We start from the raw sequence: 23944 nt of genomic DNA on the forward strand, positions 1-23944 counted from the left end.
CCAGGGAGAAGACGTTGTCCGAGATCTGGCCCCTCGCCGGAAAGACGATCCTCATCACCGGCGCAGCCGGCGGCATCGGTGCCGCCAGTGCCATCGCACTCCACACCCGCGGCGCCAACGTCGTGCTCACCGACATACACCTGGATGGTGTGGAGCGGCTCGCGAATCGGCTGGCTGGCAGCCGCGTGCTGCCGCTCGCACTCGATGTCACAGACCCCGACAGCCTGACGGACGCGGTCGAACAGTCGGTGGAGAAATTCGGCGGCATCGACGTCACCTTCGCCAACGCCGGTATCGCCGCTGCCACGCCCAGCACCATCTTCACCAGCGACCCAACCGAATTCGAGCGCATCATCGAGGTCGACCTGCTCGGTGTGGTCCGGACCGTGCGTGCGACGCTGCCCCAGATCGTCGCAAGCAAGGGCCATGTGCTCGTCACGGCCTCGGTCTACGCGTACTTCAACGGAACGATCAACGCCGCGTACGCCATGTCCAAAGCCGGTGTCGAACAATTCGGCCGGGCACTGCGCACCGAACTCGCCGTGCACGGAGCCACCGCGGGCGTGCTGTATCCGGGATGGGTGCGTACGCCGATCGCGCAGAGCGCCTTCGGCGGCAACGATCTCGTCACCGAGATGCGCCGGCAGCTCTATCCTCGATTCCTCGCGGAGGCGATCGAGCCCGAGACCGTCGCCGCTCGTATCGTGGAAGGCCTCGAGACGCGATCTCCACGCATCATGGTTCCCCGTAGGTGGGCGCCGATCTCCGCGCTGCGCGGCGTGGTCAACCCGTTGACGGACTGGGCTCTCGAGCGCAATTCGCAACTGCGAGAACAGCTACGACAGCTCGAACAAAGGGCTCAGTCGAGTACCCGACTCGGGCAAGGTAGCGGAATCGCGGAAAGCGGCCGACAAACTCGATCCCCCTTCCCAGCCGCACAGTAGGGTGCCGATTCACGACAACGGGTCTGCCGCACGAGACTGCGTGCCGCAGACCCATTGTTGTGCCCATGTCGTGACAGCGTGTTCGTGACCGAAGTCGCCCGGCGTCAACCCTCGACAATTCCTACGGGCGGTAGCGCGGACCGCAGCCATCGGTCTCGGTTCCAGAGGTCGCGTGCTGGTGGCAGGCCGTATCGTTCGGGGTGGCCTGCAGTTCCAGATCGTCGTTGAGTGGAGAGGCTTGTCAGCAGAGCATTTTCAGCCTGTTGAGTGCCTCCGCCAAATCAGGGGGGAGGGGAAGGTCGCGACGGCTGCAGTCAGCCGGACGCACGGTGTCGATCGTGCGCCGGAAACCGGGATGTGGGGTTCGTTCGGGCCCCGTGCCCTGGTTTCGAAGCTCACCTCGACCGAACGACCGTGTGTCAGCCGCTCCCCGGCGAATACCTCGCCTGATTGATCTCGAACTGTCCGCGCTTCGCGCATCATCGTCGCGTTCTCACTGGCCGGATATCGTCGGCTGCCGTCGCTTCTCCCGCAAGCCACCGACGATCATGCGCATGCCCTCGCGTTGCCGAGATTCGAGTTCCGTCAAGTCGCCGGTGTCGACCCACTGGATGTAGGCATGGACGCTGGTGTGCACGATCAGGCGTGCGGGCAGTTCGCGCAGGAATGGGTCGTCGTCGAGATCAAAACGGGTGGAGAGGAACTCGGTGACCGGCTGTTCCATATGCTCACACCATTCCATCCAGCGCAGACGGAATGGGGGAGTCTTGACGACCAGGGACATGAACTTGCGGTCGAACTCTTCGAAGTGTCGGCGTCGAATTTCCGTAGTGAACGCTCGGACCAGCGTTTCGACCGGATCGTCCTGCGGCCCGGCGGTCTCGAACACCTCGGTGGTGGTGGATCCGAAGCGTCGGAACAGGGGGATGGCCACATCCTCCTTGACGGGGAAGTGGCGATGGAAGGTACGCGGGGAGATGCCGACGATTTCGCAGATGCGCTCCACAGTCGCGGAGGTATCGCCATCGGTGACGAACAAATCACGCGCCGTCAAGGCGATGGTGAGCTTGAGTTCTTCGGCGCGGCGCTCGGTCAGGGTCTGTTTGGCCGGTTTGCTCACTTGCTGACTCCCTCACTCTTCACTCGATTTCACATTATCGCGATCCTGTGGTGAGCATCCGCGGTCTCGTACGTGTGGGGGCGAGCCGATGTGACCTGCTTTACATAGAGCCGCGAGTGTGTCTACACTCACACCTGTCAGATTCTGACATCTAGTCATAGTATGACATAAACGTCAGCGGTCGGAGGTACACGTGGCAATGACGCAAACCGAAGAGGCCCCCACCGCGATGATCGACCGAGTGTCATCCGTGCTCGACGCCTTCGTTGGACAAAGGCCGCTCACCCTGGCCGAAATCGCCAGGCACGCACACCTTCCACGCTCGTCGACGCATCGCATTCTGCAACGGCTGGTGGAGCTGGGCTGGGTGGAGCGATCGGGATTCGAATACGTGCTGGGCATACGGATGTTCGAGCTCGGCGCACAGGTCGTAAGACAGCGCAGTGTGTACGAGGCCGCGCTGCCGGTGATGACCGATCTGCATCGCCGAAGCGGATACACGGCCTATCTGAGCATCCTGCTCGGAGGGGAAATCATGCACATGGAGCGGGTCGGCTTGTGGCCTGCGGTCGGCCGGGAGTGGGGTGTGGGCGCGCGGCAAGCAGCTGAACTCACCGCGCCTGGACGGGCGTTGTTCGCCGAAATGGAGCCGGACGAATGGCCCGAGCTCGAATTCGCCTCTGCGCCGACCTGTTACAGCATCCGTGCCAGGTCGCAGTTGGAGCGTGAGGTCGCGCGCGTGCGCGATCGCGGTGGTATCGCCGTGGACGCGCAGGGTTGCGCTCTGGGGGTCACCGTCGTCGCCGCACCACTGGCGTTCGACGACTCGGGCAACCGAGTGGCCTTATCGGTATGCGGACCCACCAATTCGGTGCGCATCGAAACCATGGCCGCTGCGGTTCGCAGTGCTGCCGTCGAGATCGGATACGCCGCATCAGGGGTGCCGCGAGTGCGCAATCGTCCGCTGCGCCCGGTTCCGGCGCTGACCGGTTTTCGGTGAGTGGGAGCTCGGCTTTCCCGCTTTCCCGCTGGTTTCCAGGATGAACGCGAGTGGTTGCGAGTCCGCCGGGACGCGTTGCCGGTGAGAAGATTTGGAGGAGCGATGACATCACTGGAGTCTCAGGATATCCGTGTGATCGAGGCAGGCGCGCCGCCCGTGCGATACGCGCGCGGCTGGCACTGTCTCGGCCTGGCAGATGGATTCCGGGATGGTAAGCCGCACGCCGTACAGGCGTTCGGAACCAAGCTGGTGGTGTTCGCCGACAGCAAGGGCGGACTGCACGTGCTCAACGGTTACTGCCCGCACATGGGCGGTGACCTCACCATGGGTACCGTCAAGGGTGACGCGGTGGCTTGTCCTTTTCACGACTGGCGCTGGTCGGGTTCGGGTCGCTGCACGGGCATTCCGTACGCCCGCCGGGTGCCGCCGCTCGCGCGCACCAAGGCGTGGCCGGTACTCGAGCAGAATAAGCAGCTGTTCGTCTACCACGATCCGCAGGGCAATCCGCCGCCACCGGAGGTCGCGATACCCCGAATCGACGCAGTCTATTCCGACAAATGGACGGACTGGACCTGGAATTCGGTGCTCATCGAGGGATCGAACTGCCGGGAGATCGTCGACAACGTGGTGGACATGGCGCACTTCTTCTACGTGCACTACTCGTTCCCCACCTACTTCAAGAACATCTTCGAAGGCCACGTCGCCACCCAGCACATGCGCTCACGCGGCCGCGGAGACATCGTGCTCGGCTCGAACTACACCAAGCGTGCGGCCGATGAAGAGGATGCCGAAAATAGTTCGGACGCAAGCTATTTCGGACCCTCATACATGATCGACTGGCTGCACGGGAATGCCGGAGCGGTGCGGACCGAGACGGTCCTCATCAACTGCCACTACCCGGTGACGCCCACCAGCTTCGTCCTGCAATGGGGCGTGATCGTGAAGAAGCAGCCGGGCGTATCCGACGAGATCGCGCAGAAGATCGCCGAGGCCACAGCGAACGGCGTCGAAGTGGGCTTCCTGCAGGACGTGGAGATCTGGAAGAACAAGACCCGCGTCGACAATCCGCTGCTGTGCGAGGAAGACGGACCGGTGTATCAGCTTCGCCGGTGGTACGAGCAGTTCTACGTGGACGTCGACGATGTCACCCCGGCGATGACCGACCGCTTCGAATTCGAGCTCGACACCGAGCGCGCTATCGAGTACTGGAAGCGGGAGGTCGCCGAGAATCTGGAGCGGCAGGGCGGAGTACCAGTGAACCCGGTCGAGCAGCGGCCCGCTGCCGCCACTACCAACTGAGATGGCGATGCGGGCAGAGCGCACAACGCACGTGCGCGAGTTCCGGGTGCTGGACATGACATCCGGCATTACAGGTCCCTACGCCACGAAGCTGCTCGTGGACGCGGGCGCGGATGTGGTGAAGGTGGAGCTGGCCACCGGTGACGAGTACCGGAGGTGGTCGGCGTCGGGAGCCGACCTGCACGGTGCGGACGGGGCCATGTTCCGATACCTCAATGCCGGAAAGCGTTCCGTGCTGGGCGATTGCGCCGATCCCGAGATACGTGCGCTGCTGGCCGGAGCCGATCTGCTGGTCGAGGATCGGTTGACCGCTTCCCAACTTGCTGCGATCCGGGCGGACTACCCCGCGCTGGACGTCGTGTCGATCTCACCATTCGGCCGCACCGGGCCGTGGTGCGATCGGCCGTGGACGGAATTCACCCTGCAGGCGCGCGCCGGCTCGACCGGTGTTCGTGGCTTCCGCGACCGCCCCCCGGTGCACGCGGGCGGACGGCTCGGTGAATTCATCGCGGGAAGTTACGCGGGGGCAGCGGCCATGGTGCTGCGCACCGCCGCCCGCCGCCACCGGCACAGCGGCGCGCACGTGGACCTTTCGATGCTCGAATGCGTTTGCGTCGCGATGTCGTTGTACACCCCACTGACCGTGTCGCTGTCGGGGCTGCAGCCGCCCGGCCGGACGGTGGAGATCCCGTCGGTGGAGCGCAGCGCTGACGGCTGGGTCGGCTTCTGCACCATCACCGGGCAGATGTTCCAGGACTTCCTGCTCATGATCGGCCGCGCGGATCTGCTCGACGATCCGGGGATCGTCGATCCCAAGGCGCGGCAGGAGCGCTACGGCGAATTCCAGAAGGCGATCGAGGAGTGGACCAGTGCGCTGCCCACGGCAGCGATCGAGGAGATCGCAAGCGCGATGCGGATTCCGGTGTCGCCGTTGGGAACTCCCCGCACGGTCACCGGCAACGCACACTTCGCGGCGCGCGAGGTGTTCGTGACGAATCCCTCCGGTGGTTTCCCGCAGCCGCGGCGTCCGTACCTGCTCGACGGCGATGCAGGTGAGAGTCCCGGGCCCGCTCCGCTCCTCGGCGAGCACACCGGCCGGGTGCTGTGGAGCCCGCGGCGCGGTGTCCGGCGCGCGGATGGTTCGCCGTTGGCGGGTCTGCGCGTGCTGGATCTGACCGGATTCTGGGCGGGTCCAGCCGCTACTCAACTGCTGGCCGCGTTCGGAGCCGAAGTCGTGAAGGTCGAATCGACGCAGCGACCTGATGGCATGCGGTTCACCTCCACCAAGCCTCCCGATTTCGAGGGGTGGTGGGAGTGGGGCGCGGTGTTCCAGGGCGCGAACGCCGGCAAGCGCGGCATCACGTTGGATCTGTCCCGGCCCGAAGGCCGAAGGACGCTGTTCGCGCTGGCAGCGGAATCGGATGTGCTGATCGAGAACTTCTCACCACGTGTGCTCGACAACTTCGGCATCACTTGGGATGCCTTGCAGGAGATCAACTCCCGGCTCACACTGGTCCGAATGCCCGCCTTCGGGTTGGACGGGCCATGGCGTGATCGCACAGGCTTCGCACAGACGATGGAACAGGCCGCCGGGCTGTCGTGGATGACCGGATACCCGGACACCGCGCCCATGGTGTTGAAGGGCGCGTGCGATCCCGTCGCTGGATTGCACGCGGTAGTCGCCACCCTCGCCGCCCTGGAACGCGCCGACGTGGCAGGGCGTGGGGTCTTCGTCGAGGTGCCGATGGTGGAGACCGCACTCAATATCGCAGCCGAGGTGGTGATCGAATTCGCTGCCTACGGTGCGGAACTCGTGCGCGAGGGCAATCGCGGACCGGTCGCCGCACCGCAGAACCTGTACCGCTGCGCCGGACCGGGGGGTGACGCATGGCTGGCGCTGGCCGTCGCCACCGACGAGCAATGGGCCGCGTTGCGGGCGGCCCTCGGAGATCCGGAATGGGCGCGCAACCCGGAGCTGGCGACAGTTTCGGGCCGCCGCGGCCTGCACGACGAGATCGATGCGCGACTCGCCGAGTTCTGCGCTGACCGGGATGCCGCCGAATTGTCCGAAGAGCTTGCCGCGCAGGGTATTCCGGCAGAGTTCGTGGTTCCGCCCGCCTGTGCGTGGGACAACCTGCAATTTGCCGCCCGCGAATTCACCGAAATCGTCCGCCATCCGCAGCTGGGCGATTACCGCCTACCGGGTCTGCCGCTGCGCCTGGCGGATCGGCGGGCGCCCTGGTTTACCGCTCCCGCTCCGACGCTGGGACAACACAACGACCCGGTGTTGGGCGAGATCGCGGGTCTGTCCCCCGACCGTATCGCGGAGTTACGCCGGACGGCTGTGATCGGCGAGCGGCCGGACAATCTGTAGAACCGGAGATTCGTTGAGTAGACACCCTTTCCGCGACGTGGCCATCATCGCCGCGTTCAACACGCCGCAGGCGCGGGTGCTGGAAGGCCATACCGCCTTCTCCATCACCCTCGACGCGGCGCGCGGCGTCCTGGCCGAGGCCGCGGTCGAGGTGACCGAGGTCGACACCGTGTTCAGCAAGCACGCCCCCGAGTTGATTCACGCCCTTGGCATCGGACCGGTCTGGAATTCCAACTCCAAGAGCGGCATCGCGGGTGTGCTGCAGGCGGCGAGCTTGGTTGCCACCGGCCTGGCGCAGACGGTCTTGCTGGCTGATGGCGAGGCGGGGATTTACACCGAGCGGTCCGCGACCGCGCCGTGGACGCGTCCGTCCAACGAGTTCGTCGCTCCGTTCGGGCTGTATACGGCCGCGGAATTCGGATTGATCGCGCGGCGGCACATGGACCGCTACGGCACCTCGCCGGAGCAGCTCGCCGAGGTCGCCGCCACGATCCGCAACAACGGGCACGTCAATCCGGACGCGATCTACCGCGGCAGGGGACCTTTCACCCCCGCCGACGTGCTGGCCTCGCGCATGATCGCCGAGCCGTTTCATCTCCTGGATTGCGCCATGACTTCCGAGGGCGGCTGTGCGGTGCTTATCACCACCGCTGAGCGCGCCGCCGAACTGCCCGGCACACCGGTCTACATCCTCGGCGGCGGGCTGGACACACTCGGGCCGGCCTATCGACATGCTCCGGCCTGGGATCTCACGGGCCGCGGCAGCGACATCCCGAACGGTTATGTCGGACGCCGTGCCGCCCGAAAAGCGTTCGCCATGGCGGGATTGCGTCCGGTCGACGTCGACGTGTGCGAGCTCTACGACCCGTTCTCGTTCGAAATCATCAGGCAGTTCGAGGCTTTCGAGTTCTGCGGTGACGGCGAGGGCGGAGATTTCGTTATGGGCGGCCGGATCGCACCGGAAGGCGAGTTCCCGATCACCACCGACGGTGGGCTCATGTCCTACAGCCACGGCGGTGGCATGGTGCAGCTCAGTCAGCGCGTCGCGCGAGGCGTACACCAGTTGCAGAAGCAGTGCCGCAGCCGCCAAATCGCCGACGCGCGAGTGGTGTTGTGCAGCAACGGCGGTGCGGGCGCGCTGTTCACCGACGTCGTCCTGCTGGGGAGTGAACGACCATGACCATGCTGCGACCTCAGCATGCTGGAATCCCGCTCCCGCAACCAACCCCGGTCTCGAGGCCGTTCTGGGATGGCTGCGCGGCCGGAGAGCTGCGCTATCAACGTTGCCGGACGTGCGGGCACGCGGAATTCGACCCGGTGTGGGTCTGTCGGCACTGCGGTTCGGACGACATGGCCTGGCAGGTGAGCGACGGGCGAGGAGAGGTGTACTCGCACACCGTCGTATGGCGGCCACAGACACCGGAATTCACCGTGCCCTACGCGGTAGTGATCGTGAACTTCGACGAGGGCTTCACGTTGTTGACCAATCTTATCGGCTGCACCGTCGAGGACGTGCTGACCGGTATGCGAGTGCGGGGCGTGTTCCACCAGATCGGTGGCGGCATCACGCTGCCGTACGTGGAGCCGGATCCGGAGGGAAATCATGGGAATTGAATTGATTCTGGACATGGCAGGCGACGGGCTTGCCGACCGGGTTGCGCTGGGACGCCAGACGGACGGCCTCACCTACGCGGACCTGACGCGGGCCGCGGACGGCGGCGCTGCGCTGCTGCGGGCCGCGGGCGCGGGCAGCGTGGCCTATGTCGGGTTGAACGGTCCGGTGCTGCCGACGTTGGTATTCGCGGCGGCCCGGGCGGGAATTCCGCTGACGCCGTTGAATTATCGGCTCTCGGCCGACCAGCTCGGCGAGCTCCTGTCCGAACTGGAAAGCCCGTACCTGGTGGCGGACCGGGCCTTCGCGCACGTGGTCACCGCCGACACTTGGTCGCAGGATTGGCTGGAGCTGGCCCGGCGCACCGATCCGGTCGACGCCATCCCGGCCGCCGATAGCGATCCGGCGGTGGTGCTGTTCACCAGCGGCACCACTGCCAAGCCGAAAGGCGTAGTGCTGCGGCATTCACACCTGCTCAGCTATGTGCTCGAAACGGTGGAATTCGCTTCCGCCGCTGAGCCGGACGCGGTGCTGGTGAGTGTGCCGCCGTATCACATCGCGGGGATCGGCTCGGTACTGAGCAACCTGTACGCAGGCAGGCGAATGACCTACCTTCCGGACTTCACCGCCCGCGGCTGGCTGGACCTCGTACGCGCGGATCGAGTGACGCACGCGATGGTGGTGCCGACCATGCTGGCCCGAATCGTGGCCGAACTCGACGGTGCGCCCGCCGATGTGCCGATGTTGCGTTCCATCGCTTATGGCGGTGCCCGGATGCCGGCGACCGTGCTGCGGGCGGCGTTGCACGCGTTCGGGGACACGGACTTCGTGAACGCCTACGGTCTCACCGAGACCAGCTCCACCATCGCGGTGCTCGGACCGCAGGACCATCGCGCGGCGCTCGCCGGTAATTCGGCGGCGGTGGCGCGGCTGGCATCGGTCGGGCGCATGGTGCCCGGGGTGGAATGCCAGATCCGCGGTGAGGACGGGAAGCCGTTGCCGCCCGGTGAGACCGGTGAGATCTGGGTGCGCGGCGCGCAGGTGTCAGGGGAGTACCGGGGCATCGGCTCGGTACTCGACGCCGACGGCTGGTTCCCGACCCGCGACCGCGGGCGCCTCGACGAGGAGAACTACCTGTTCGTCGACGGTCGCTCCGACGACACCATCATCCGAGGCGGCGAAAATATCGCGCCAGCCGAGATCGAGGACGTCCTGGTCGAGCATCCCGCGGTAGACCAGGTCGCCGTGCTCGGCGCGCCCGATGCGGAATGGGGCGAGCGGATCGTCGCGGTCATCGTGCCGGTTTCCGGTACGCAGCCGGACACCGAAGATCTGCGCGCATATGTGCGCGCCCGCCTTCGGGGTTCGCGCACCCCCGACGACATCGTCTTCCGTACCGAACTGCCGTACACCCCAACCGGCAAACTGCTGCGCCGCGAACTGGCACAGCAGCTGAGCTGACAGCAGAAAGAAGAATCATGAGTACAGATCACGCCGCCGAGCTGTTCGGACTCACCGACGCGGTCGCGCTGGTCACCGGTGGTGCGGGCGGCATACCCAAGGCCACGGCCATCGCCCTCGCCAAGGCGGGTGCGCACGTGGCTGTCGCCGACATCGCAGATGAGTTCACCGCGCAGACGGTCGAGGAGATCGAAGCACTGGGCCGCCGCGCCATCGGACTGCACGCTGATGTACGAAGCCCCGAGGATGTCCGGGCGATGATCGAGGAGACCCGGCGTCGACTCGGCCCGATCACCGTCGCTGTGAATGGGGTCGGGAGTCTCGGCGCGGCCACGCCGAAGTCGTTTCTGGACTTCACCATTGACGATTGGAATGGCCCGGTGGAGCTGAATCTCACCTCGACGATGCTGTGCATGCAGGCCGAGGCCATCGCCATGATCGAGGATGGTGTGCCCGGCCGGATCGTGAACTTCGGATCCACGAGTGGTCTCGTGTCCGCGCCCTCGGTGTCGCACTATGGCGCGGCCAATGCCGGGGTTATCCATCTGACGAAATCCGTTGCCCTGGAGCTGGCTTCCTACAACGTCCGCGTCAACTGCGTCGTTCCGGGTACGCATAACATCAACCGGGCAGGCCGAGAGACGCCCACGTCCAAGCGGCCGGAGCAGGCCGAATTCCTGCGCAAGGCCGCCGCCGCGACACCGCTGCAGCGGCTCGGGCTGGCCGAGGAGACGGCAGGCGTGGCGCTGTTCCTCGCGTCGGATCTGTCCTCGTACATGACCGGGCACGCCGTGGTCTCCGACGGCGGCATCGTGCACACGACGCAGCGGCCGCCGGTCGGCGCACTGAAGCCCTTGGCGCTCAGCGGGATCGGCGGCGGCGGACATGACTGAGCTCGAGATCATCGACTGCCACAGCCATATCCTGCGCACCGCCGACCACAGCTGCGACCTCTACAGCAACTTGCTGCGCTTCAGCGCCGCCATGGGCCTGCCCGACAAGCCCGGCTTCTCCGGCACCCCGGATGAGGCCGAAAAGGTCATGGCCGCAACGGGTATCGCGCACATGAACATCCTCATGTTCACCTGGTCGGGTGCCTATTGGCGGCAGGGCCGCAACATCCTGCCCGACGACCCCACCGACCGGGAATACGAGGCGCAGGAACTGCGCCGCCGGATCGTCCGCCGCATCCGGGACAACAACACATGGGCACTCGAACAAGCCGCCCGCAGCCCCCGGCTGAGTTGTTTCGTCGGCGTCGACCCGGTGCTGATGGACGAGCAGTCTCTGCTCACCGAGGTGGAGACCGGGATCAGCCGCGGTGCTCTCGGGGTCAAGCACGTGCCGATGAACCACGGCATCGAGGGCGACGATCCGCGCATGTGGCCAGTATTCGACTACTGCGCCAGGGCGGGCATCCCCATCCTCACCCAGGCGGCCGGTTTCATGCCGGGCCGGCCGGCGCGCTACGCCAAGGCACTGCAGGAGTTTCCGAACCTGAATCTGATCTTCGCCCACCTCGGGCACGATCGACAGTTCGGGCAGGGAGCCGACGCAGAAGTACTGGAGCTCGCCCGACAGTACTCCGGTGTGCACACCGACGTCTCTCTGCGGTTGATCGAGGTCGCGGAAGGACACGTCAGCGCCGACGACATGGTCGCTCACCTGCGCGCCATCGGCACGGACCGGATTCTCTTCGGTAGCAACTGGGTGATCAGCGAATACCTGTGGCTGCGGTCGCGCCCGGGCGTCACACCCGCGACCAGCCACGATCGGCTCGACAAGGAGATCGAAGTGTTAGAGAAGCTGCCGCTGACGGACGACGAACGGACCGCCTTGGCCGCAGGCAATTTCCGGCGACTGACGGGACTGAGCCTATGACCACGGCGCTGCCGCACGTCGCGATTGTGACCGGAGCCAGCCGCGGTATCGGTCGCGCCATCGCCCGCAGGCTGGCCTCGGAAGGGATTGCGGTAGCAGCGGTGTCGCGGTCGATGTGTGCCGGTGACGGCAAGCTCGCCGGATCGCTGGAGGAGACGGTTACGCAGATCACCGCAGACGGTGGCCGCGCGGTCGGTATCCAGTTCGATCTCGGCGATACCACCGCGGACCGGCGTGAGATCATCGCGACCGCGGCATCCGCATTCGGCGCGCCGGTGGATATTGTCGTGAACAATGCCGCTGCCACACGGCATTTCGATCGCCGATTCGCGGACATGACCCGGCAGGCGTTCTTCGAGGCGGTCGAGACGAACGTATGGGCGGCTTGGGAATTAGCCGCCGCGGCGGTGCCCGGCATGCGGGAACGAGGGGCAGGCTGGATTCTCAATATCTCGTCCTCGCAGGCAGGTCCGCGGCTCGGTCCGCCCTTCGCGGACAACCCCACCAATGGCGCGGCGCTTTACGGCGGCACGAAGGCGTTCATCGACCGCATCACCACCGGGGCGGCGATGGATCTCTACGACGACAACATCGCCGTCAACACCCTGGCTCCGGAATTTCAGGTGGCGACCGACAACGCGCTCTCCGTCGCGGGTGTCCGCAAGGACAATTCGGAACCCGAGGAGACGATTGCCGAGGCCGCGCTCGCACTGTGCACCGGCAACCCGAAGACCTGCACCGGTCGGGTGAACTACAACCTCTCGCTTCTCGTCGAGCTCGAGCGTCCCGTACATACCGTCGACGGGCGCCACCTGGTTCCAGGCTGGCAGCCGAGTGACATCGATTCCGCCAGGCTTCGCACGCCATACATGAAAACCGGTACATCGCACTAATTTCCGTACGGAGGCCTCACATGCCACTGCAACCGTGGATGAAACTCATATCGGTCGACGACCATCTCATCGAGCACCCGAAGGTGTGGGCCGATCGGCTGCCGGGGAAGTTCCTCGAAAGCGGACCCCGCATCGCGGACGAGCCCTCGTCCTCGGGCGGGCTCCCGATCCAGGTCTGGCACTATCAAGGCAAGCGTTTTCCCGCCATCGGCCTCAACGCCGTCGCGGGGAAGAAACCGGAGGAATTCGGCGTCGAGCCTGTGCGGTACGCCGACATGATCCCCGGCTGCTACGACCCGAAGGCCCGACTGGTCGACATGGATCTCGACGGCGTGTGGGGCGCGGCGAACTTCCCTTCCTTCCCCCGCTTCGCGGGATCCCTGTTCACTGCGGAAAGCACCGATTTCGAGCTCGCGCTCGCGTGCGTACGGGCCTACAACGATTTCGTCATCGACGAGTGGTGCGCCGCGGCACCGGATCGTTTCATCCCGCTCATCATCCTGCCGCTGTGGGATCCCGACTTGTGCGTCGCCGAGATCCATCGCTGTGCGGCCAAAGGCGCCAAGGGAATCACCTTCCCGGAGAATACGGTTCCGCTCGGCCTGCCATCGATCTACACCGACCATTGGGACAAGGTGTTCTCTGCGGCCGAGGAAACGAACATGCCGCTGTGCATGCACTTCGGCTCGTCGGGCTCGCCGCCGGCCACCGCGCCCGAAGCTCCCTACGCCGTGACCATCTCGCTGTATGGCACCAACTCGATGTCGGCCACCGCGCACCTGCTGTTCTCACCGGTCTTCCACCGGCACCCGAACCTGAAGGTCGCACTGTCGGAAGGCGGTGTCGGCTGGGTGCCGTATCTGCTGGAGCGAATCGACGGCACCTGGCACCGGCATCGCTGGTACCAGAACGTGGTCAAGGATGTGCGGCCGTCGGACCTTTTCCGCAAACACATCTATGGTTGCTTTATCGACGATGTGGCGGGTCTGAAGGCACGCCACGATATCGGCATCGACAACATCACCTGGGAATGCGACTACCCGCATTCCGACTCGTACTGGCCGCACAGTCGAAAATATGCAGAAAAGGTCTTCGCGGACATTCCTGACGCAGAGGTGCACAAGATCGTCGAGTTGAATACGCGAAAACTGTTCGACTTCTTCGACCAGGAGGCGAGCTGAATCATGCCGGAACACGATATCGATGCTTCGGACTGGACCGAACAGGACCTGCTCACTCGGGAACTGGCCACCGAGCGACTGGCCGAGGATGAGCTGGAGACGGTCGCTGAACTCGAACGACTGCGGTCGTCGGGTCAGGTCGCGCCCGAAGCCGTCGAACTGCTGGAGCGGCGGTTGAGCGCACTGGCCGCGTGCCGATCGAATATCGCTGCGAACCGATAGTTCGCGCACCGAAGCACTCCGGTCACCGCTGCCCGGTATCCCGATTCCGAGTCGGGATACCGGGCATTCGTATTCGCGCCCTTGAATTATTGTTCAAGGCGGTCGCGTGGCGAAGGGGGCAGTTCGAAGCCAATTCCAGTCAATGGAATTCCGGTGAAAGGGCACGTCGCCGAGCACATATCGTGCGTGTATCGCGGCAATCGGAAACCTGCCGCCATGATCGACGCAGGCATGAAGGGCCGGTGCATGAATCCCATTCCCAGCTACAGCGGACTGCTCGCGGGGCTACGAGTTCTCGAGGTCTCCCGGAGCATCGCGGGGGCGTATGCGGGCAAGCTGTTCGCCGATGTGGGTGCCGAAGTGCTGCTCGCGGAACCGACGGATGGACACCCGCTGCGTGGGCGTGGCGAACCTGGAACGGACGCACCACTGTTCGGTTTCCTGGCGGCCGGGAAGACCGTGACCCGCATGTCGTGGCCAGAGTTGGCTGCCGACGCCGATGTCGTGATCTTGGAATCCGAAACCCGGCCTGATGCCGAGTTACTGAATCGTCTCGCCATGCGAGCGGTGGTCATCGCGATCACACCATGGGGATTGACGGGCCCGTGGGCGGAGGCCGACCGGCCGTGGACGCAGTTCACAATCGAGGCCGAGGCCGGGTCGCTTAGCAACAGAGGCGAGCCGGGCTCCTATCCCGTGGCCCTGGGTGGCAACGAAACTCTCTGGGTCGCAGGCGCACTCGCCGCGACCGCGGGTCTGGGCGCACTGGCCGGGCTGGAGCGCGATGGACGCGGCGAACTCGTCGATCTGTCCCTGCTGGAGGTGACGACCTACTCGGCGACCATGTTCGCCGACGTCTCGGCCACAGTGAGCGAGGCCATGCGGATCCCGAATGTGCTGCGCCGGCGGCTATTGCCGTCGGTGGAACCCGCTGCCGACGGCTGGGTCGGGTTCAACCTCGCCTCCGCACAGAATCTCGAGGACTTCCTGATTCTGATCGAACGACCGGATTGGCTAGACGACGAGGGGATCAAAACGCACCAGGGCCGGTATGCGCGTGGCAAGGAGTTCTCGGCTGCGGTGCATGCCTGGACCAAGCGACATACCGTCGCGGAAATCGTGGAAATCGCAGCGGCCTTCCGTATTCCCTGCGCACCGGTGCACAGTGCGAAGACCATTCTCGATGACCCACAAGTGGTCTCCCGTGGTTTCTACGTCGAGGATGCTTCCGGCAGGTTCCGGCACCCAGCGGTTCCATTCCTATTCGACGGACATCGACCGTTCCCGGCACACCGATCGCCAGAAACGATGGCCGACAAGGGTTTCACGCCCGTCACCCGCGTGCCGCGAGCTGACGGTGAATTCCCACCGTCAGAAGCGCTGCCGTTGGCCGGTACCCGGGTGATCGACCTGGGAAACTGGTGGGTCGGCTCGCTGGTCGGAACGCTGCTGGGCTCGCTCGGCGCCGACGTGATCAAGATCGAGTCGGTCCGCCGGGTCGACGGTGCGCGCATGCTGGGCGGCACTATCACTGATGCGCCCGACTGGTGGGAGTACGGCTGGGTCAATCTCGGTGCGAACCACAATAAGCGCGATATCACCCTGGATCTCACCGATCATGAGAGCCTCGAGCTCGTCAAGAGACTCATCGCGGACGCCGATGTGCTGCTGGAGAACTTCGCACCGCGGGTCCTGGACAATGTCGGGCTGGACTGGGACAGCGTGCGGGCGCTGAATCCGCGCATCGTCATGCTGCGTATGCCCGCCTTCGGGCTGGACGGGCCACGCCGCGACATGGTCGGCTACGCGCAGACCGTCGAGCAGTATTCCGGAATGTGCTGGCGCACCGGCTATCCCGGCGGTGAGCCGATGAATCCGAGCGGGCCTGCCGACCCGATGGGTGGCTCGAACGCCGCCTTCGCGCTGCTGGTCGCCCTGCGTGAGCGCAATCGCGCCGGGCGCGGCATGTTGGTCGAATCTCCGCTGGTGGAAGCCGCGCTGACGATGACGGCCGAGCAGGTCGTGGAGTGGACGGCGAACGGCACGCTGCTCGAACGCGACGGCAATCACGCGAAAGGTTGGGCACCGCAGGGCGTCTATGCCGCCAAGGGGGTCGAGCAGTGGTTGGCGCTGTCTGTGGTGACCGACGAGCAGTGGCGGAAGCTGATGTCCTACGCCGGAATTCAGTCGTGGGATGACTCGGCTCTGGCGACTGCTGCCGGTCGCTGGGAGCAGCGATCCCGGCTCGACCGGGACCTGAGCGCCTGGGCCGCCGGTCGTGACGCGGCGGCGACGGCGGCCGAGCTGGTATCGAACGGGATCCCCGCAGCACATGTGGTCGACCAGCGCTATGTGCACGCCCACCCGCAGATCACGGCGCGCGGCTACTTCGAGGACATCGACCACCCGGTACACGGGACCATTCCGCTTCCGGTGCTGCCGTTCCGATTCGGCCGCATTCCACGCTGGTCTCGGCTGGCGCCGCCGACCGTAGGCCAGCACAACGTCGAAGTGCTCGAAAAGGAACTCGGGCTGTCCCGCGCCCGCATCGACGAACTCACCGAGCGCGGGCTCATCGGCTACCGGCCCGCCGGGCTGTAGTCCCCACCGATCGAAGGAGATCACCGCATGACCACGCCCCTTCCCGCCGCCCGGTTGGTAACCGGATTCAGCTGGACCGAATGTCCGCGCTGGCACGACGGCCGCTTCTACTTCACCGATCTCTACAGCGCACGCGTCGTCACCGTCGCCGCGGATGGCACCACCGAAACCGTCGTCGACCTGTCGGATCGCGAAGCTGCGGACGGTCAGCGAATCGTGGCCTCCGGCACCGGCTTTCTGCCCGACGGCCGACTGCTGATCAACTCCATGTTCGAACGGATCGTATTGGTCCATGACGGTTCCACCACGACGGTGTACGCCGATCTGCGCGATGTGGCCGCCAGCCCGATCAACGACATGGTCGTCGACGCCGCAGGGCGCGTCTACATCACCCAGCTCGGCTTCAACCTGTTCATCGGTGAGAGCCCGAAGGAGTCGCCGATCGTCGTGATCGAGCCGGACGGCACCGCACGCACCGCCGATGAGGCGGGTCCGCTCATGGGCGCCAACGGCATCGCCATCTCCGCCGACGGCACCACGCTGGTGACTGCGGAAACCTACATCAGCCGGATCACCGCGTTCGACGTCGACGCCGACGGAAAACTCAGCGGGCGGCGTACTTTCGCCGAGGTCGGGCCCGACAGCTACCCGGACGGCTTGTGCCTGGACGAGGACGGCGCGGTGTGGACCGGCTTGACCGCCAAGGGCCGGGTGGTGCGTGTGCTCGACGGCGGTGAGATCACCCATGAGGTCACACCGCCAGCCGTCGAAGCGGGTATTGCGACGGCATGCGGCCTCGGTGGTCCGGACCGTCGAACCCTATACCTGTGCTGCGGATTCGAGGTCATGGACTTCGACAAGTCGGTGCGGGAAGGCCAGGGCAGCATCTGGACCACCGAGGCGTCCGTCTCCGCTGGGACGACCCGTCCCTGAATCACCGACAGTCGAGAGGATACGCACATGGCCGGACCACTTTCCGGGCTGCGAGTCGTCGAACTCGCGGGCCAAGGGCCTACGCCCTTGGCGTGCATGCTGCTCGCAGACCTCGGTGCCGACGTGGTCCGAGTTGATCGTGCGGTCGGATCGGCCTGGCACACCGGTGATCCCGTCGACGACGTGTTCGGCCGCGGCCGCCGCTCGATCGCGCTGAACCTGAAGGACCAGCGCGGCGTCGATCTGGCACTGCGGCTGATCGAGCGATCCGATGTCCTGATCGAAGGCTTCCGTCCCGGAGTGACCGAGCGGCTCGGCCTCGGGCCGCAGGTCTGCCTGGAGCGCCGGCCCCGCTTGATCTACGGCCGGATGACCGGATGGGGCCAGGACGGTCCCCTCGCGAGCACCGCCGGCCACGATATCAACTACCTCGCGCTCTCCGGTGCGCTGCACGCGATCGGGCAGGCGGGTGGGCCACCGGTTCCGCCGCTCAATCTGGTCGGTGACGGCGGAGGCGGCGGCATGCTGCTCGCCTTCGGTATCGTGTCCGCGCTGCACGCGGTGAATCGCACCGGCCGTGGTCAGGTCGTCGACGCTGCCATGATCGACGGCGTCGCAGCCCTGCTGGCCCCCTTCTACACTGCGGCGGCCACCGATGGCTGGGGACCGCGCGGGACGAACCTGGTCGACGGTGGCGCGCCCTTCTACACCGTCTATCAAACTGCCGACGACGAGTACGTCGCCGTCGGCGCACTCGAACCCGTCTTCTATCGCGAACTGCTGAAACGACTGGGGCTCAATGAATTCGATTCCGACCGACAGATGAATCGGGACGAATGGCCCGCCCTGCGGATCGCGATGGCGGCGGCTTTCGCCACCCGCACCCGCGAAGAATGGGCTGCGGAATTCGCCGACGCGGACGCCTGCGTCACGCCGGTGCTGAGCCTGGCGGAAGCGCCCGGGCACCCACATCACGTGGCGCGCCGCGCCTTCGTGAACCTGAGCGACCGGCCGCATCCCACATCCGCGCCCCGATTCGGCCACACCCGACCCGAAGACCCGCGCCCGGCCCCGGCGATCGGTGAGCACACCGACGCGGTGCTCGCCGAACTCGGGCTCACCACCGACGAGGTCGCGGCCGCCAAACTCGCCCGCTTCGTGGCCTGAGCGCCGCACCATCCTGGAACTGCTGGAGGAACTCCCATGACACAGTTGGACTTCGCCGATCGCGTCGTCATCGTGACCGGCGCGGGACGCGGCATCGGCCGTGCGCACGCCGAGCTGCTGGCTGCCCGCGGCGCGGCCGTCATCGTCAACGACACCGGCGGCGCGATCGACGGCAGCGCCCTCACCGAGGACCCGGCCGCCGAAGTGGTCGCCGCCATCAGCGCCGCCGGTGGCAAGGCCGTCGTATCGTCCGCGTCGGTCGCCACGGAGGAAGGCGCACAGTCGATCATCGACACCGCGATCGCGAACTTCGGGCGGCTCGACGCGGTCGTCAACAACGCGGGTATCTACTCCGTGAAACCTTGGACGAGCATCACTCTCGCGGAATACCAGGCATTCCTGGACGTCCACTTCTTCGGCAGTCTGCTGGTAGCGCGGGCGGCGTGGCCGCACCTGATCGCTTCCGGTCAGGGGCGGGTCGTCAACACTGTCTCCGGCGCCATACTCGGCGTACCGGACATGGTGCACTACGGATCGGCCAAGGGGGCGATCTTCGGCCTCACCCGCAACCTCGCCGTCGCAGGCCACGAGCACGGCATCAAGGTCAATGCCATAGCTCCTGGCGCGGGCACCCGGATGATCGACGAGGCGGCCGATGCGCTGCCGCCGGGTACCGCCGAGTACATGAAGCAGTCCATGCCGCCGGAGCTGGTGGCACCGGTCGCGGCATACCTGTCGCACGAAAGCTGCGCTGTCACCGGCGAAATCCTCAATGTCGCGGGAGGCGGTGTGTCCCGTATCGCCTTCGGCTACACCGCCGGGATCACCGACACCGCGCTCACGCCGGAGGGAGTCGCTGCCCGCTTGGATGCGATCCTCGCGTTGGGTGAACTCCAGCCTGCATCGCTGATGCTGCCGACTCCCGCCACCGGTGCATGACCACCGACGACGTGTGGACCATCGAGGTGAAACGCGACCTCTGCGTAGGCAATCGCATGTGCGTCGCCTCGGCCCCCGACGTCTTCGAGATCACCGACGGCAAGTCTCGGGCGCGATCGGCCTATTGGTCGGCCTCGCCCGCCCTCGTCGACGCCTTCGAATCGTGCCCGGTCTCGGCGATCGTGCTGCGTGACGAGACCGGCGCCGAGTTCGAATCCGAACCCTGAATCTGGAGAAAATAATGACCGAATCCGTTGCGGTGTACCCGTTTCCGGCTGTGCCGCCCGATCGGGCCGTCGAGCTGATCCAACAGGTGATAGCAGACCGGCCGATGTCCAAGATGACCATGCCATTCGGCGGTGACGTGTGGGTGATCCACCGGTACCACGCCGCCAAGCAGGTGCTCGAGAACCCTGTGTTCGTGCGCGGTCCGTTCGCCCGCAACGAGCGGGAGATCCCGTACTTCGTGCAATTCCCGGACTTCTTGAAGCAAACTTTCCAGTTCGCCGATCCGCCGGACCACACCCGGCTGCGCAAGCTGGTCGCAAAGGGCTTCACCGCCCGCCGGGTCAACAAGCTCCGCGAAGGAACCCTGCTCATTGCCGAGGACCTGCTCGACAAGATGGCCGCGAAGGGCGCGTCGGCAAATCTGCATGAGGATTTCTCGTTGCCACTGCCGATTCAAGTTATCAGCGAGCTGCTCGGCGTCCCGCTCTCCGACCGCGACAAGTTCGTCGCTTGGAGCAAGTCGACGCTGGCGACCTCGGGTATGACCGAGGAAGAGGTACTGCAGGCGGGCGCCGAGCTGTACATGTACCTTGCCGAACTGATCGCTGCGCGCCGCGCCGAACCACACGACGACCTGCTGAGCGTGCTCGCCGCCGCCGAGGACGCCGACGAAACCCTCACCGACGCCGAGATCCTGCCGATCGCCATGCTCCTCATCGTCGGCGGCTTCGACAACACGGCGAACTTCATCAACACCGCCGTCCTTGCACTGCTGCGCAATCCAGACCAGTTGAAGCAGCTGCTGGCGGATATCGACGCTGTCGTCGGCACCACGGTCGAGGAGGTGTTGCGGCACGGCACCTTTGCGGTAGGACAACCCGTTGCGGGCGGCAATGGCTTGCCCCCATGGATTGCCTCCGAGGACGTCGAGATCGATGGGCAGGCCGTCAAAAAGGGCGAAGCGGTGCTCATCGATCCCGGCTGTGCCAACCACGATCCGGCTATGTTCGCCGACGCGGGAACATTCGATGTCACCCGCAAGTCGAACCTGCATCTCACCTTCAGCCACGGCCTGCACCACTGCATCGGCGCACCGCTGGCCCGGATGGAGATGCAGGTTGCGCTGAGCTCGCTGTTCCGCAGATTCCCGGCCCTGCAGTTGGCAGGCGAACCCGAGTACGCGACCGAATACCTCACGGCCGGCATGAAACTGCTGCCGGTCACCTGGTGACCCGATGACCGAGGAGTTCTTCCGCATCGCCGTCGTGGGGACCGGCCCGGCCGGTCTCTACGCGGCGGACGAGCTGGTCCAGCAAGACCGAATTCCAGTGCGGGTCGATCTCATCGACCGGTTGTGCACCCCGTTCGGCCTGGTCCGCTACGGCGTCGCGCCCGATCACCCCCGGATCAAATCCGTCACAGGGGCATTGAGCACGATCCTCGAACACCCGCTGGTGCGGTTCCTCGGGGGCGTCGAATTGGGTTCGGACATCGGACGATCCGATCTACTCGCCTGCTACGACGCGGTGGTGTATGCCACGGGCCTAGCGGCGGACCGTCCGCTCGGCGTGCCGGGAGAAGAGCTGCCCGGCAGTCACTCGGCACGGGAGCTGGTCTCCTGGTACAGCGGGCACCCCGATGCGGCGCAACCGTTTTCTCTGGATGCCGAGCGGATCGCTGTCGTCGGCGCCGGAAACGTGGCCTTGGACGTTGCCCGAATTCTCACCAAACCGGCTGCGGCACTCTCATATACGGACATGCCGGAACCTGTGCTGGCGGCGCTGCGTGCCAGCGCGGTGCGTGAGGTGACGGTCATCGCCCGGCGCGGTCCCGAGCACACCCGTTTCACCACGAAGGAACTCCGGGAGCTGGACACGCTGGACGGCGTGAGTATCCGAGTCCCGGCCGAGGAGATACTGCCCGCATCCGACAACGTGGCAGAGCGATCGGTTCGCGCCAATCTCGCACTGTTCGAGAAATGGTCCGGCTTACCGGCCGGTGAACGCACCATCACCTTCCGATTCTGGCGGCGGCCCATTGAGATTCGTGGCGAGAACGCGGTACGGGAGCTGGTACTCGAGCACACGGCCCTGGATGACACAGGTCAGCTCGTCGCCACCGGTGGCACGGAGACCCTGCCCGTCGGCGTCGTGCTGCGTTCGGTCGGCTATCACGGCATGCCGATCGGGGGCCTGCCCTTCGATCGATCGCGCGGCGTGGTCCGGCAGCATGCCGGGCGGATCGTGGACGAGGAGGGGCGAGCCTGCTCGGGCGAATACGTGGCGGGTTGGCTCAAGCGCGGTCCGTCCGGCGTGATCGGAACCAACCGGGCCGATTCCGCTGACACGATCGCCGCGCTGCTCGACGATCTGGCGACCAGCGGCGGCCCCCGCGCGGTCCGGTCTTTGGATGATCTGCTGGCCCGTAACGGAAGTCGGCCCGTTCCGCTATCTGGCTGGCGGGCAATCGACTCCAGGGAGATCGCGCTCGGTGCGGAGGCTGGCCGCGACCGCATCAAGATCACTGACTGGTCGGTCCTGCGCACGCTGGGCGCCCACGAGGCACCCGCACCAGTCGTCTCCAACTATGGAAGGGAGTAGCGATGCCATTCCTGATCGGCGAGGCCTGCGTGGATGTCATGGACCGGTCGTGCACCAAAGTGTGCCCGGTCGACTGCATTTACGTCGGCGAACGCAAGCTCTACATAAACCCGGCCGAGTGCATCGACTGCGCGGCGTGCGAGGCCGAGTGCCCCGTCGAGGCCATCTACATCGACGACGACGTCCCCACCGAGGAGACGTGGCTCATCGACGACAACGCCCAGTTTTTCACCGAGGCTCTGCCGGGAAAACAAGCGCCGCTGGGCAATCCGCGCGGATCCCGCAAGGTCGGACCGATCGGCGTGGACACCCCGCGTATCGCGATGTTGCCCCGCAAGGAAGGGAACTGATGCCGAAGATCACCACGCTCGACGAATTCCAGGAGGCGTACAAGGCGCGCCTCGGCGAGCCCATGCTGCCGAAGCGAGACTGGCGCACCGTCACTCAGGAGTGGCTCACGCGCTACGCCGAAGGTGCCGGGGATTACAACCCCCTGTACAGAGATCCCGCATATGCCGCCGAGGGGCCCTTTCACGAACTCGTCGCGGCGCCGGGCTTCATATTCTCGATCGACTTCGGTGCGGACGCGTCGATCTGGGGCCACATCCCCGAGTCGGACATCTCCATGAAGGACATCACGGTCCTGTACCTTGGGGCGTCTATCGAGTGGTACCGACCGATCCGGCTGGGTGATCGGGTCCGATCGTTCGAGATTCCCACCGACATCCGCAGGGTCACCATGCGTCAGATCGGAGAAGCCCTGATCTGCACAGGCACAACGGAGTACTGGAATTCGCGTGGCGAGCTGGTGGCGAAGCTGAGCAACGATATGCTGCGCTTCCCGAATCCCGGTACAGGTGTTGAATCTTCGCCCGCAGCCGACGACTCGGCCCCGCGCATCGCGCCCGACCCGCTGGTGTGGCAACGCACCCGTCGCGGCGCGGAACCCCGTTTCTGGGACTCGGTTTCCGAAGGCGCGGCCATTCCCGAGCTGCCCAAGGGCACCTACACCACCACCGAGCTCTACCTGTTCGCGCATGGAGCATTGACGATCGGCCGTAGCCGGCAAGTGGACGAAGGCACGATCGATATGGGCGCCGGCGGTCGGGCCGACCCCGAATACGCGCGCAAAACGCGGGCACAGGCTTCGACATTCGACTATGGCCCGCAGCGGATCTGCTGGCTCATCCAGGCGGTGACCGACTGGATCGGCGATCACGGCACCCTGGTGCGCATCGAGACTCGGTTGCGGCGGCCGAACCTCATCGGCGACACCAATACGGTGCGGGGCCGGGTGCGCCGCACCTATCAGGTCGGTCGCGACGAGCTGTTCGCCGATGTCGAGGTCGAGAACGTCAACCACGCCGGCGTCGTGACAGCCAGTGGTCTCGCCACGGTGAAACTTCCCGCGCGCGATGCGGTTCCGGCGCACAGCTTGATCTTCGGGCCGAACGCTGAATCTCGGCCCGGCGTTTACCACTGATCGAAA

The 23944-nt window shown here is 65.7% G+C and carries 22 protein-coding genes; 21 read left to right on the forward strand and 1 reads right to left on the reverse strand.

The features are described 5' to 3' along the window. Positions 1 to 14 precede the first annotated feature (14 nt). Complete coding sequence (locus ACFYOW_RS44710; protein WP_387297393.1) at positions 15 to 944, forward strand: short-chain dehydrogenase/reductase; 930 nt, start codon at positions 15 to 17, stop codon at positions 942 to 944. 493 nt (positions 945 to 1437) lie between these two features. On the opposite strand, the gene ACFYOW_RS44715 is transcribed toward ACFYOW_RS44710, so the two are convergent. Beyond that, positions 1438 to 2064, reverse strand: a complete 627-nt coding sequence (locus ACFYOW_RS44715) for a TetR/AcrR family transcriptional regulator (RefSeq protein ID WP_387297395.1) — start codon at positions 2062 to 2064, stop codon at positions 1438 to 1440. Between the two features lie 199 nt (positions 2065 to 2263). Here ACFYOW_RS44715 and ACFYOW_RS44720 point away from each other — a divergent pair, with 199 nt between their 5' ends. From ACFYOW_RS44720 to ACFYOW_RS44815, 20 genes are all read left to right on the forward strand, one after another. Then, entirely contained in the window at positions 2264 to 3064 is an 801-nt protein-coding gene (locus tag ACFYOW_RS44720; protein WP_387297397.1) for an IclR family transcriptional regulator, read from the forward strand. Positions 3065 to 3166: 102 nt separating this feature from the next. After that, positions 3167 to 4363: a Rieske 2Fe-2S domain-containing protein gene (locus tag ACFYOW_RS44725; RefSeq protein ID WP_387297399.1), complete on the forward strand. Its 1197-nt coding sequence runs from the start codon at positions 3167 to 3169 to the stop codon at positions 4361 to 4363. Between the two features lie 7 nt (positions 4364 to 4370). Further along, positions 4371 to 6737 carry a CaiB/BaiF CoA transferase family protein gene (locus ACFYOW_RS44730; RefSeq protein ID WP_387297401.1) on the forward strand — a complete coding sequence of 789 codons (2367 nt, stop codon included), beginning with the start codon at positions 4371 to 4373 and terminating at the stop codon, positions 6735 to 6737. A gap of 13 nt (positions 6738 to 6750) precedes the next feature. After that, a complete protein-coding gene (locus ACFYOW_RS44735; RefSeq protein ID WP_387297403.1) occupies positions 6751 to 7917 on the forward strand; it encodes a thiolase family protein in 1167 nt (388 codons plus the stop codon). Next, positions 7914 to 8351, forward strand: a complete 438-nt coding sequence (locus ACFYOW_RS44740) for a Zn-ribbon domain-containing OB-fold protein (RefSeq protein ID WP_387297405.1) — start codon at positions 7914 to 7916, stop codon at positions 8349 to 8351. Before ACFYOW_RS44735 ends, ACFYOW_RS44740 begins: the two co-directional genes overlap by 4 nt. Next, positions 8341 to 9810: a class I adenylate-forming enzyme family protein gene (locus ACFYOW_RS44745; protein WP_387297407.1), complete on the forward strand. Its 1470-nt coding sequence runs from the start codon at positions 8341 to 8343 to the stop codon at positions 9808 to 9810. Before ACFYOW_RS44740 ends, ACFYOW_RS44745 begins: the two co-directional genes overlap by 11 nt. A 17-nt stretch (positions 9811 to 9827) precedes the next feature. After that, a complete protein-coding gene (locus ACFYOW_RS44750; protein ID WP_387297409.1) occupies positions 9828 to 10703 on the forward strand; it encodes an SDR family NAD(P)-dependent oxidoreductase in 876 nt (291 codons plus the stop codon). Next, positions 10696 to 11691, forward strand: a complete 996-nt coding sequence (locus tag ACFYOW_RS44755) for an amidohydrolase family protein (protein WP_387297410.1) — start codon at positions 10696 to 10698, stop codon at positions 11689 to 11691. The genes ACFYOW_RS44750 and ACFYOW_RS44755 overlap by 8 nt, the downstream gene beginning before the upstream one ends. Continuing rightward, positions 11688 to 12584, forward strand: a complete 897-nt coding sequence (locus ACFYOW_RS44760; RefSeq protein ID WP_387297412.1) for an SDR family NAD(P)-dependent oxidoreductase — start codon at positions 11688 to 11690, stop codon at positions 12582 to 12584. Before ACFYOW_RS44755 ends, ACFYOW_RS44760 begins: the two co-directional genes overlap by 4 nt. Positions 12585 to 12604: 20 nt before the next feature. Continuing rightward, positions 12605 to 13765 (forward strand): amidohydrolase family protein, encoded by a 1161-nt coding sequence (locus ACFYOW_RS44765; protein WP_387297414.1) that lies wholly within the window; start codon positions 12605 to 12607, stop codon positions 13763 to 13765. A gap of 3 nt (positions 13766 to 13768) precedes the next feature. Next, positions 13769 to 13987: a hypothetical protein gene (locus ACFYOW_RS44770; protein WP_387297416.1), complete on the forward strand. Its 219-nt coding sequence runs from the start codon at positions 13769 to 13771 to the stop codon at positions 13985 to 13987. A 246-nt stretch (positions 13988 to 14233) separates the two neighbouring features. Beyond that, positions 14234 to 16588: a CoA transferase gene (locus ACFYOW_RS44775; protein WP_387297418.1), complete on the forward strand. Its 2355-nt coding sequence runs from the start codon at positions 14234 to 14236 to the stop codon at positions 16586 to 16588. A gap of 27 nt (positions 16589 to 16615) precedes the next feature. Next, positions 16616 to 17521, forward strand: coding sequence for an SMP-30/gluconolactonase/LRE family protein (locus ACFYOW_RS44780; RefSeq protein WP_387297420.1), 906 nt, complete (start codon positions 16616 to 16618; stop codon positions 17519 to 17521). Between the two features lie 27 nt (positions 17522 to 17548). Beyond that, positions 17549 to 18688, forward strand: a complete 1140-nt coding sequence (locus ACFYOW_RS44785) for a CaiB/BaiF CoA transferase family protein (RefSeq protein WP_387297422.1) — start codon at positions 17549 to 17551, stop codon at positions 18686 to 18688. 36 nt (positions 18689 to 18724) lie between these two features. Continuing rightward, positions 18725 to 19627: an SDR family NAD(P)-dependent oxidoreductase gene (locus ACFYOW_RS44790; RefSeq protein WP_387297424.1), complete on the forward strand. Its 903-nt coding sequence runs from the start codon at positions 18725 to 18727 to the stop codon at positions 19625 to 19627. Further along, positions 19624 to 19854: a ferredoxin gene (locus ACFYOW_RS44795; RefSeq protein WP_387297426.1), complete on the forward strand. Its 231-nt coding sequence runs from the start codon at positions 19624 to 19626 to the stop codon at positions 19852 to 19854. The genes ACFYOW_RS44790 and ACFYOW_RS44795 overlap by 4 nt, the downstream gene beginning before the upstream one ends. A gap of 14 nt (positions 19855 to 19868) precedes the next feature. Then, positions 19869 to 21086, forward strand: a complete 1218-nt coding sequence (locus ACFYOW_RS44800) for a cytochrome P450 (protein WP_387297428.1) — start codon at positions 19869 to 19871, stop codon at positions 21084 to 21086. Positions 21087 to 21090: 4 nt separating this feature from the next. After that, positions 21091 to 22455: an FAD-dependent oxidoreductase gene (locus ACFYOW_RS44805; protein ID WP_387297430.1), complete on the forward strand. Its 1365-nt coding sequence runs from the start codon at positions 21091 to 21093 to the stop codon at positions 22453 to 22455. 2 nt (positions 22456 to 22457) lie between these two features. Beyond that, on the forward strand, positions 22458 to 22805 hold the full coding sequence (fdxA, locus tag ACFYOW_RS44810) for a ferredoxin (RefSeq protein WP_387297432.1): 348 nt from the start codon (positions 22458 to 22460) through the stop codon (positions 22803 to 22805). Further along, a complete protein-coding gene (locus ACFYOW_RS44815) occupies positions 22805 to 23938 on the forward strand; it encodes a MaoC family dehydratase N-terminal domain-containing protein (RefSeq protein ID WP_387297434.1) in 1134 nt (377 codons plus the stop codon). Before fdxA ends, ACFYOW_RS44815 begins: the two co-directional genes overlap by 1 nt. Positions 23939 to 23944: the final 6 nt, after the last annotated feature.

This window comes from Nocardia sp. NPDC006982, assembly GCF_042869435.1.
In the GTDB taxonomy this organism is placed as follows: Bacteria; Actinomycetota; Actinomycetes; order Mycobacteriales; family Mycobacteriaceae; genus Nocardia.

What these genes read in the sequence shown, in the direction of transcription:
- ACFYOW_RS44720 (WP_387297397.1), top strand. Translation starts at nt 2,264, where the DNA reads ATGACGCAAACCGAAGAGGCCCCCACCGCGATGATCGACCGAGTGTCA.
- ACFYOW_RS44725 (WP_387297399.1), top strand. Translation starts at nt 3,167, where the DNA reads ATGACATCACTGGAGTCTCAGGATATCCGTGTGATCGAGGCAGGCGCG.
- ACFYOW_RS44730 (WP_387297401.1), top strand. Translation starts at nt 4,371, where the DNA reads ATGCGGGCAGAGCGCACAACGCACGTGCGCGAGTTCCGGGTGCTGGAC.
- ACFYOW_RS44740 (WP_387297405.1), top strand. Translation starts at nt 7,914, where the DNA reads ATGACCATGCTGCGACCTCAGCATGCTGGAATCCCGCTCCCGCAACCA.
- ACFYOW_RS44745 (WP_387297407.1), top strand. Translation starts at nt 8,341, where the DNA reads ATGGGAATTGAATTGATTCTGGACATGGCAGGCGACGGGCTTGCCGAC.
- ACFYOW_RS44750 (WP_387297409.1), top strand. Translation starts at nt 9,828, where the DNA reads ATGAGTACAGATCACGCCGCCGAGCTGTTCGGACTCACCGACGCGGTC.
- ACFYOW_RS44755 (WP_387297410.1), top strand. Translation starts at nt 10,696, where the DNA reads ATGACTGAGCTCGAGATCATCGACTGCCACAGCCATATCCTGCGCACC.
- ACFYOW_RS44760 (WP_387297412.1), top strand. Translation starts at nt 11,688, where the DNA reads ATGACCACGGCGCTGCCGCACGTCGCGATTGTGACCGGAGCCAGCCGC.
- ACFYOW_RS44765 (WP_387297414.1), top strand. Translation starts at nt 12,605, where the DNA reads ATGCCACTGCAACCGTGGATGAAACTCATATCGGTCGACGACCATCTC.
- ACFYOW_RS44770 (WP_387297416.1), top strand. Translation starts at nt 13,769, where the DNA reads ATGCCGGAACACGATATCGATGCTTCGGACTGGACCGAACAGGACCTG.
- ACFYOW_RS44775 (WP_387297418.1), top strand. Translation starts at nt 14,234, where the DNA reads ATGAATCCCATTCCCAGCTACAGCGGACTGCTCGCGGGGCTACGAGTT.
- ACFYOW_RS44780 (WP_387297420.1), top strand. Translation starts at nt 16,616, where the DNA reads ATGACCACGCCCCTTCCCGCCGCCCGGTTGGTAACCGGATTCAGCTGG.
- ACFYOW_RS44785 (WP_387297422.1), top strand. Translation starts at nt 17,549, where the DNA reads ATGGCCGGACCACTTTCCGGGCTGCGAGTCGTCGAACTCGCGGGCCAA.
- ACFYOW_RS44790 (WP_387297424.1), top strand. Translation starts at nt 18,725, where the DNA reads ATGACACAGTTGGACTTCGCCGATCGCGTCGTCATCGTGACCGGCGCG.
- ACFYOW_RS44795 (WP_387297426.1), top strand. Translation starts at nt 19,624, where the DNA reads ATGACCACCGACGACGTGTGGACCATCGAGGTGAAACGCGACCTCTGC.
- ACFYOW_RS44800 (WP_387297428.1), top strand. Translation starts at nt 19,869, where the DNA reads ATGACCGAATCCGTTGCGGTGTACCCGTTTCCGGCTGTGCCGCCCGAT.
- ACFYOW_RS44805 (WP_387297430.1), top strand. Translation starts at nt 21,091, where the DNA reads ATGACCGAGGAGTTCTTCCGCATCGCCGTCGTGGGGACCGGCCCGGCC.
- fdxA (WP_387297432.1), top strand. Translation starts at nt 22,458, where the DNA reads ATGCCATTCCTGATCGGCGAGGCCTGCGTGGATGTCATGGACCGGTCG.
- ACFYOW_RS44815 (WP_387297434.1), top strand. Translation starts at nt 22,805, where the DNA reads ATGCCGAAGATCACCACGCTCGACGAATTCCAGGAGGCGTACAAGGCG.